The sequence below is a fragment of the Protofrankia sp. CiP1_Cm_nod2 genome, from assembly GCF_920664355.1.
Classification (GTDB): domain Bacteria; phylum Actinomycetota; class Actinomycetes; order Frankiales; family Frankiaceae; genus Protofrankia.
The window spans coordinates 1-6,914 of sequence record NZ_CAKKTL010000261.1 but is presented as its reverse complement, the minus strand read 5'-3'; the positions used below and the strand labels follow the sequence as shown (position 1 = coordinate 6,914).

Annotated in this window: 7 protein-coding genes and 2 pseudogenes; 6 read left to right on the top strand and 3 right to left on the bottom strand. The window is 69.5% G+C overall.

Annotation, left to right across the window (positions count from 1 at the left end):
* Both NBW84_RS21100 and NBW84_RS21095 read left to right on the top strand, forming a co-directional pair.
* Window positions 1–1,148 (top strand): annotated as a pseudogene (locus tag NBW84_RS21100) (BREX system serine/threonine kinase PglW); the annotation flags it as partial.
* Window positions 1,149–1,547: 399 nt separating this feature from the next.
* On the top strand, window positions 1,548–2,519 hold the full coding sequence (locus tag NBW84_RS21095; protein ID WP_250286688.1) for a DNA-processing protein DprA: 972 nt from the start codon (window positions 1,548–1,550) through the stop codon (window positions 2,517–2,519).
* 156 nt (window positions 2,520–2,675) lie between these two features.
* Here NBW84_RS21095 and NBW84_RS21090 read toward each other — a convergent pair whose 3' ends face one another.
* The 3 genes from NBW84_RS21090 to NBW84_RS21080 are packed head-to-tail and all read right to left on the bottom strand — an operon-like array spanning window position 2,676 to window position 3,714.
* Window positions 2,676–3,035: a hypothetical protein gene (locus NBW84_RS21090; protein ID WP_250286686.1), complete on the bottom strand. Its 360-nt coding sequence runs from the start codon at window positions 3,033–3,035 to the stop codon at window positions 2,676–2,678.
* Window positions 3,032–3,301 (bottom strand): hypothetical protein, encoded by a 270-nt coding sequence (locus NBW84_RS21085; protein ID WP_250286684.1) that lies wholly within the window; start codon window positions 3,299–3,301, stop codon window positions 3,032–3,034. The genes NBW84_RS21090 and NBW84_RS21085 overlap by 4 nt, the downstream gene beginning before the upstream one ends.
* Window positions 3,298–3,714: a hypothetical protein gene (locus tag NBW84_RS21080; RefSeq protein ID WP_250286682.1), complete on the bottom strand. Its 417-nt coding sequence runs from the start codon at window positions 3,712–3,714 to the stop codon at window positions 3,298–3,300. The genes NBW84_RS21085 and NBW84_RS21080 overlap by 4 nt, the downstream gene beginning before the upstream one ends.
* 270 nt (window positions 3,715–3,984) lie before the next feature.
* On the opposite strand from NBW84_RS21080, the gene NBW84_RS21075 reads away from it, so the two are divergent.
* From NBW84_RS21075 to NBW84_RS21060, 4 genes and pseudogenes are all read left to right on the top strand, one after another.
* The gene (locus tag NBW84_RS21075) at window positions 3,985–4,527 is read left to right on the top strand and encodes a helix-turn-helix domain-containing protein (RefSeq protein ID WP_250286680.1); all 543 of its coding nucleotides are present in this window, start codon (window positions 3,985–3,987) and stop codon (window positions 4,525–4,527) included.
* Entirely contained in the window at window positions 4,524–4,745 is a 222-nt protein-coding gene (locus NBW84_RS21070; RefSeq protein WP_250286678.1) for a hypothetical protein, read from the top strand. Before NBW84_RS21075 ends, NBW84_RS21070 begins: the two co-directional genes overlap by 4 nt.
* Window positions 4,746–5,248: 503 nt before the next feature.
* A pseudogene (locus NBW84_RS21065) lies at window positions 5,249–5,707 on the top strand (transposase); the annotation flags it as partial.
* Window positions 5,708–5,789: 82 nt separating this feature from the next.
* A partial coding sequence (locus NBW84_RS21060; RefSeq protein ID WP_250286676.1) for an MFS transporter occupies window positions 5,790–6,914 on the top strand: 1,125 nt, incomplete at its 3' end.

Here is a 6,914-nt window from a genome sequence, read left to right as displayed (position 1 = left end):
CGCTCCCACCGCGGCCCGGCGAGCCCGGCAGCCCCGGCAGCCCCGGCAGCCCCGGCAGCCCCGGCAGCCCCGGCGGGCCGGAGGAGCGGCCCGACCGGCCGCTGCTGGACGTCGCGACCATCCACGAGCGGGTGCGCAACCGCTTCCCGGGCCTGGCCACCGAGCTGCCGGCACACCCGGCGCTCGACGGCCCGCTGGCCGCGGCCGGGTTCGCCCTCGAGTGGGACGCGGCCCGCGACGGCTACATGCCCCCGCACGGCCTGCTCTCCTCGACCGGGACCGGTTCGACCGGGCTTGGCTCGCGGGCGGCGCCGGTCGTCCGCCAGCCCACCGGCCTGGGCAGCAGGCCGGCGCGCACGGTGTTCGACAGCCCCGACCGGGCGGCCGCGGCACTCGCCGAGCAGCGGCTCGCCGCCGCCGCCGAGGCCGGCGGTTTCCGGGCGCTCACCGTCCGGCGCAACCACTATCTGGCCGCCCGCGCGGAGCTGGCCAGGCCGCACCGGTTCGCCGCCGAGCCGGTCGACGTCGCGGCCGTGTTCCTCGACGCGCTGCACGCCGAGGTCGATCCGCGGCCCAGGCCGACCTGGGCGACGATTCTGCGCGCCGACGCCGCCGAGCCGGGCAGCCGGGAGGCCGGCAACCTCGCCGAGTACGTCCGGACGGCCTGGGAGCGGGCCGCACCACCGCTCGCCGAACTGGTCGACACCCCCGCCAGCCGCACCGAGCCCGACGGCGCTAGGCCCGACGGCGCTGGGTCCGACGGCGCTGGGTCCGACGGCGCTGGGTCCGACGGCGCTGGGTCCGACGGCGCTAGGTCCGACGGCGCTAGGCCCGGCCGCACTGAGCGCGGCCGCACCGGGCCCGGCGGCCGGCCGGCGCCGCTGCTGCTGCACGACGCCGGCGTGTTCGGCCGCTACGGCGGCCGCGGGCTGGACGTGCTGTTCGCGCTCGCCGAACGGGCCCGCGCCGACGGCCGGCCGCTGTGGGTGCTGTGCCCGACGACCGAGCCGACCCGCCCGCCGCGCCTCGACGGCGCCCTCGTCCAACTGGTGACCGAAAGCGAGTGGATCGCCCTGCCCGACGCCTGGGTCACCAACCGGCACCGATCCGCCGACGAGGACCCCGACCTCGCCGGCAAGGCATCCTGACGAGACGACCGACCGAGCCCCACGGACGCGGCACCACGCAAGTCCGGTGGGGCCACTCGAACGCCGGTCAAGTAGCGCGGATCCCATCCACGACCACCCGCACAGGCCATGATCCAGGAGAGTTTGTCGTTGTGTACGTTTTTTGGCCGCAAAAGCGTACATAACGACAAAATTACGCCGATCTTCTCTGGCGGCCGACGTCCATCGAAGCGTGCCATCGTTCAGGAGGGATACGTATGGTTACCTGACCGGCGCTCTCGGCCCGCCTGAAACCGTGAAGGCGCCCGAGATTGCGTTTTTTGGGTCTGCGAGGCATGCCGGCCGCGCGAATGATGATCTGCCGAGCGACACGGGCGAGGCTTCCCGGAGCTGTCAGCGACCACACGTATATTCGCATGTATGTTCGATCGCATCATGGGGTGGCTGCCCGCCCGCGGCGCTCGCGTCCACTACGCTGACGGCGTGGCGGAGCCGGGCATCGAGGAGCAGGCGGAGCTCGTCGCGCTGCTTCGGCAGCGGCCGCGCGGGCTCAGTTGGCTTCAGCTCGCCGGTGCCGTGCTGGAGAGCGGGAGTGCTACGGCGGCGCGGGCACAGCTTGTCGCTGACAGCCTCTTCGGCGACGACGACCATGCCGTGCTGCTCGACCGGGCGCGGGACGAGGTCCGTGGCTGGCGTGCGGCCGGGCTGGAGTTCCTCTCGATCGCCGACGAGCGCTATCCGGCGCGCGTCCGCGACATCCACGAGGCTCCCCCGTTCCTGTTCGCCCGCGGCCGCCTGCTCGCCGATGACAGGGCCGTGTCCGTCGTGGGTTCGCGCAAGGCGTCGGAGCGGGGCCTGAAGATGGCCAGGTCCATCGCTGACACGCTGGTGTCGATGGATCTCACGGTGGTTGCCGGTCTCGCGGCGGGGATCGACACCGCCGCCCACGAGACCGCCCTCGCCTGCGGTGGACGCACCGTGGCCGTCATCGGCACCGGGATCAACAGGTGCTACCCGACCGCCAACCGCGGGCTTCAGGAGCGCATCGCGAAAACAGGGCTGGTGCTGTCGCAGTTCTGGCCGGACGCGCCGCCTCAGCAGCGTAACTTCCCGATGCGCAACGCGGTGATGTCCGGCTACGGCATCACCACGATCGTCGTCGAGGCGGGCGAACACAGCAGCGCCCGCATTCAGGCCCGGATGGCGGTGCACCACGGCCGGCCGGTGATCCTGACCGATCTCGTCGTCGACAGCACCGAGTGGGGCAGAGAACTCGTCGGTCGTCCCGACGTCTACGTCGCGTCGTCGATCGCCGAGGTGACAGCCGTGGTCGACAAGCTCGCCGAACGCCCGAGCCAACTGGAAGCGGTTCTCAGCCAGATCACCGTCTGATGGTCACCCGCTCACCCGCTCTCGACACACTCCGCGACCTCATCGGCAGAACAGGAAGTCTGTTCCTCTGCAATGTCCGATGGGTGCAGTTCCGCTCCAGCGATGTGACTATGAGATGATCATTCTGCCGTGCAATGGGGCACGTATTGGCGGTCCTCAGGGTCTGCCGTTCGAATCAAGATCCTGGACGCGAGCTTGGATGAGGGGGAGGATCTCTGCTACCGCTCTGTCCACAGACGCTGCAAGTACTTCTGCGTTCAGCTTGCGGTGAGGGATGTGGGCCAGCTTGTCGCGTAACGCAATGGCGCCGCTATAGGCGTATGTCACGCTTCCGTGCGAGGCCTGCTTCAACATCTCGCCGAAGGTGAGCATGCAGTACGCGAGCGAGAGCAGTCGCCCGTCGCCTGCTTTCGGTATTCCGTCACGAGAGATCGATAGGGCACGGTCCAGTGCCGCCCGCGCGTCGAGCAGGCATACAAGTTCGCGGCGTTCGCGATCAGCGGGGGTGGCGGTCATGCCGCCCCGCGTGCGTCGTCGAGGTATTCGGTTTCCTCCACGTCCACACCGGGGCCGCGGGGGACGACTTCCACGGTGGCGTCGATAATCGTGGAAAGGTCGGTTTCGAAACCGGTGATGTCGAAGTAGGAGCGGCCTTCGTCCAAGGTCGCCACGAGCTCTCCGGGCTCCGCGCTCAGCGCGAAGGAACGCAGGCCGTAACGGCGCCCCAGCTCGTGGATCGTCGCCGCGTTGGCCCGCAGCCGCGCGGGGCTGGCGAGTCTCATCGCGTGGCCTCTCCTCTGGGACGGGCGCGAGTGGTCTGCTGGTCCGACGTCTGCTTGACAATATCTCGTAGCCGCTCGTCTTCGGGCACCCGCAGCCACTCCTCGGCGCCGACCGCCCGGGCCTCGGCGGTGGTCGTCGGCTCCCTGCTCGGCCGGTTGGCGAACCAGCCGCCGCTGCCGTCGTCGAAGACGAGGTAGCCGAAGAAAGCCCGCCAGCCGAACGCCAGGTGCATGCGGCCCCAGGTCGAGGGGATGCCGGTGTGGTCCAGCCGGGCGCCGAAGTCGAGCAGGCCGGTGTGGCGCGGCCGGGGGCGACCGGGCCGGATGAGCCCCTGCACGGCCGAGCGGATGCCGTCCGCGTCGATCAGGACGTCCGCGGTGGCCCGGGTGCCGTCCGTAAAGCAGGCGGGCACCCCGCCGCCCGCCTCGCCAGGCTCAGGTCGGTGGCGGCGCTGCTCGGTCTGGTCACGGCCGTGGTCGCCTGAGTTCGGTCATTTGGTTAGTGCCTTGCCCGATCCGCCGACGAGGACCCCGACCTCGCCGGCAAGGCATCCTGACGAAACGATCGGACGAGAGCCCTACGGACGCGGCACCATGCAAGCCCTGTGGGGCCGCTCGGCCCGCCTGAAACCGTGACGCCGTCCGTGATTGCGTTTTTTGGGGCTGCGAGGCATGCTGGCCGTGTGAGTGATGATCTGTTGAGCGATCCGGACGACGACCTGCTGACCACGGGCCACGTCGCGGAACTGCTCGGCTGCTCGCGCCAGCACGTGGTCGATCTCTGCCGGCGGGGCCTCCTGCCGCATACCACTGTCGGCACGCATCGCCGCATCCGCCGCGGCGATCTCACACCGTTTCTCCCGGCCGAACTGACCCGCGACCAGGCCCGTTCGCTGTGGCTGCATCAGGCCGTTGCCGGCCGGCTCGTCACTGATCCGGACGGTGTTCTTCAAGCCGCCCGGGAGAACCTGACACGGCTGCTTGAGATTCATCCCAGCGGGGTGACCCGGCACTGGCTCACCATCTGGCAGGACATGCTCGACGCCGGGCCCGACGTGGTGCTGGAGATCCTGACCTCCACCACACCGCACGCCCGCGACCTTCGACAGAACTCGCCGTTCGCCTGCGTCCTCCCGGAAACGGACCGACAGGCAGTCCTGACAGCGTTCCGCGCCAACTGGCGACGGACACACGCGGCATGCAACCGGAGCCCCACGACTGCGTGATCGCGAAGCTGGTTGCGGGTCGTGAGAAGGACTTCGCCTTCGCCGACGCGCTTGTCCAAGCCGGGCTGATCGACCCACACGTCCTCGAGAAGCAGCCGAGCAGCGTCCCCGCACATTTCGCTACGATCAAGAGAATCGGGATGTGCCCCCGCGGCCAGCAGACCTTCGGTCAGGGCGTATCCGTATTGACGCCTGAAGCCACAGAGCGCATACTCTGAGCGCCCTGGGATACACGCCCCAGCGGAAGTGGCGCCCCGACCCTCCGGATGGTGGGTGCGGGGCGTTTGCGCTGTTCAGACATGGTGCACCGTGATCGGGCCATGCAGGGCGAGATACTCACTACGCCTACACGCCTGCCATGCCTGGCCCATCACCCCCACGCTCCACCCATTACGCGAACTGATCGACAAGCTCGCAGCCGGGCATCGGCTCCGCCTCTATCTACCCCCGTAGATCACAAAGGAGCTACCAAGCACAAAAAACCACCGATGGACAGACTTCCATCCCCGAATAAGATAGACATCATGAACGATACAAGCAGCCGCCATCACGATCTAATTTCCGAGGGATCGTACTTGCTCGATAAATCGCGGCCGCGCTGGGGGTGAGCTGGCATACCGCGCATGGCGGGTTCATCAGTGTCGCCGCGGCGGCGGGGATCGTAACCACCGAACAGACTACGACCATCACCTCAGCCCCGGGTCCGGATGCTGATGCCACCATGGCCGGGGCTGACGCCGGGGCCACAGGTGAGCAGCGGCCTGGTTCGCAGACGGCCCGGTCGGTGTCGAGCCCGCTGCCTCCGGTGGAGGTGCTGGGGTTGGACGACCAGCGCCGCGGACGTCCCCGCTGGCACCGTGACCCGACCAGTGGGCGGTCTGTCACCGACGCGGATCGCTGGCAGAGCGTTCTGATCGACGCCACGGGTGGCCATGGCCTGCTCGGGGTCGTGGAGAGCCGCGCCGCCACCCCGGTCGTCGACTGGATCACCGCCCGGCCCGCCCCATGGAGGGCCGGCGTCCGGGCGGTGACGATCGACATGTCCACCGTCTACCGGACCGCCGCGCGGGCCGTGCAGGCCGCGCTACCGTACCCGATGGTCGCGGTCGACCCGTTCCACGTCGCCCAGCTCGCGAACAAGGCGGTCGGCGACGTCCGCCGCCGGGCCACCCACCGGCTCCGCGGTCGCCGTGGCCGTGCCACCGGCCCCGAGTACACGATCAAAACGCTGCTCCTGACCCTTGGCGCATACTGTTCCAAAGGTGAGCGATGCGACCGGAATCGAGACAGACGCCGATGTGCAACAAGAAGTTCCTCTCCGGCGCAACGAGGGCTTCCGTATGCTGTGGATCGGCCAGCTGCTCTCCGATACCGGCTCAGGGATCGGCCTGCTCGCCTACCCGCTGCTTATCCTGGCGCTGACCCACTCGGTGGTGCTCGCCGGGGTGGTGGGGACGTCGCGGGCAATTACCCTGTTGTGCCTGCAGCTGCCCGCCGGTGCGTTCTCTGACCGGTTCGACCGGCGGCTGACGATGATCATTTGTGACATCATGCGCGCGGTCCTGCTGGCCCTGCTCGGCATCCTGATCGTGACCCATCTCGCGTCCTGGCCGGTCGTCCTGGTCGTGTGCCTGATCGAGGGAGGCGCAGGCGCCATCTTCAACCCGGCGGCTGCCGCGGCGCTGCCGGGGATCGTGCCGGACAGGCAACTGGAGCAGGCGTCGGCCGCCACCGAGGCCAGGACCTACGCTGCCGCCCTGGCCGGCCCGGCGCTCGGCGGGGCTCTTTTCGGGCTGGGCCAGGCCGTCCCGTTCCTCGCCAATGCCGTCTCCTACGTTGTCTCGTTCGGCACGGTGAACAGGATCCGGGGGCAGTTCCGACCGGAGAACGCGGCCGAGCGCAAGGCGTTGTGGCGCGAGGTGGCCGATGGCCTGCAGGTCGTCTGGCAGGTGCCGATCCTGCGCGCGGTAGCGATAACGGCACCCTTGATGAACTTCGCCTTCACCGGCGTGATCTTCACCGTCACGCTCGCGCTGCGTCATCACGGTACCTCCACTGCGGTGATCGGCCTGGTGCAGGCGACCATCGCGGCCGGCGGGCTGCTCGGCGCCATAGTGGCGCCCCGGCTGCAGGGGCGCATGCGCCTAGGAGCCCTGGCCACCACGATCACTCTGGCTGGGGCCCTGCTGTTCGGCGCTGCGGCACCGCTCCTCCCGTCGCCGCTGGTGGCGGCGCCGATCGCCATAGCGCTGCTGCTCGCGCCGGCCGTGAACGCCGCGCTGTTTGCCGTGACGCTCCGCAGTGCACCGGCAGAAATGCGCGGCCGAGTCATCAACACCGTGGTCATGGCGACTACCGCGCTGGCTGCGCTGGCGCCGCTGACCGCT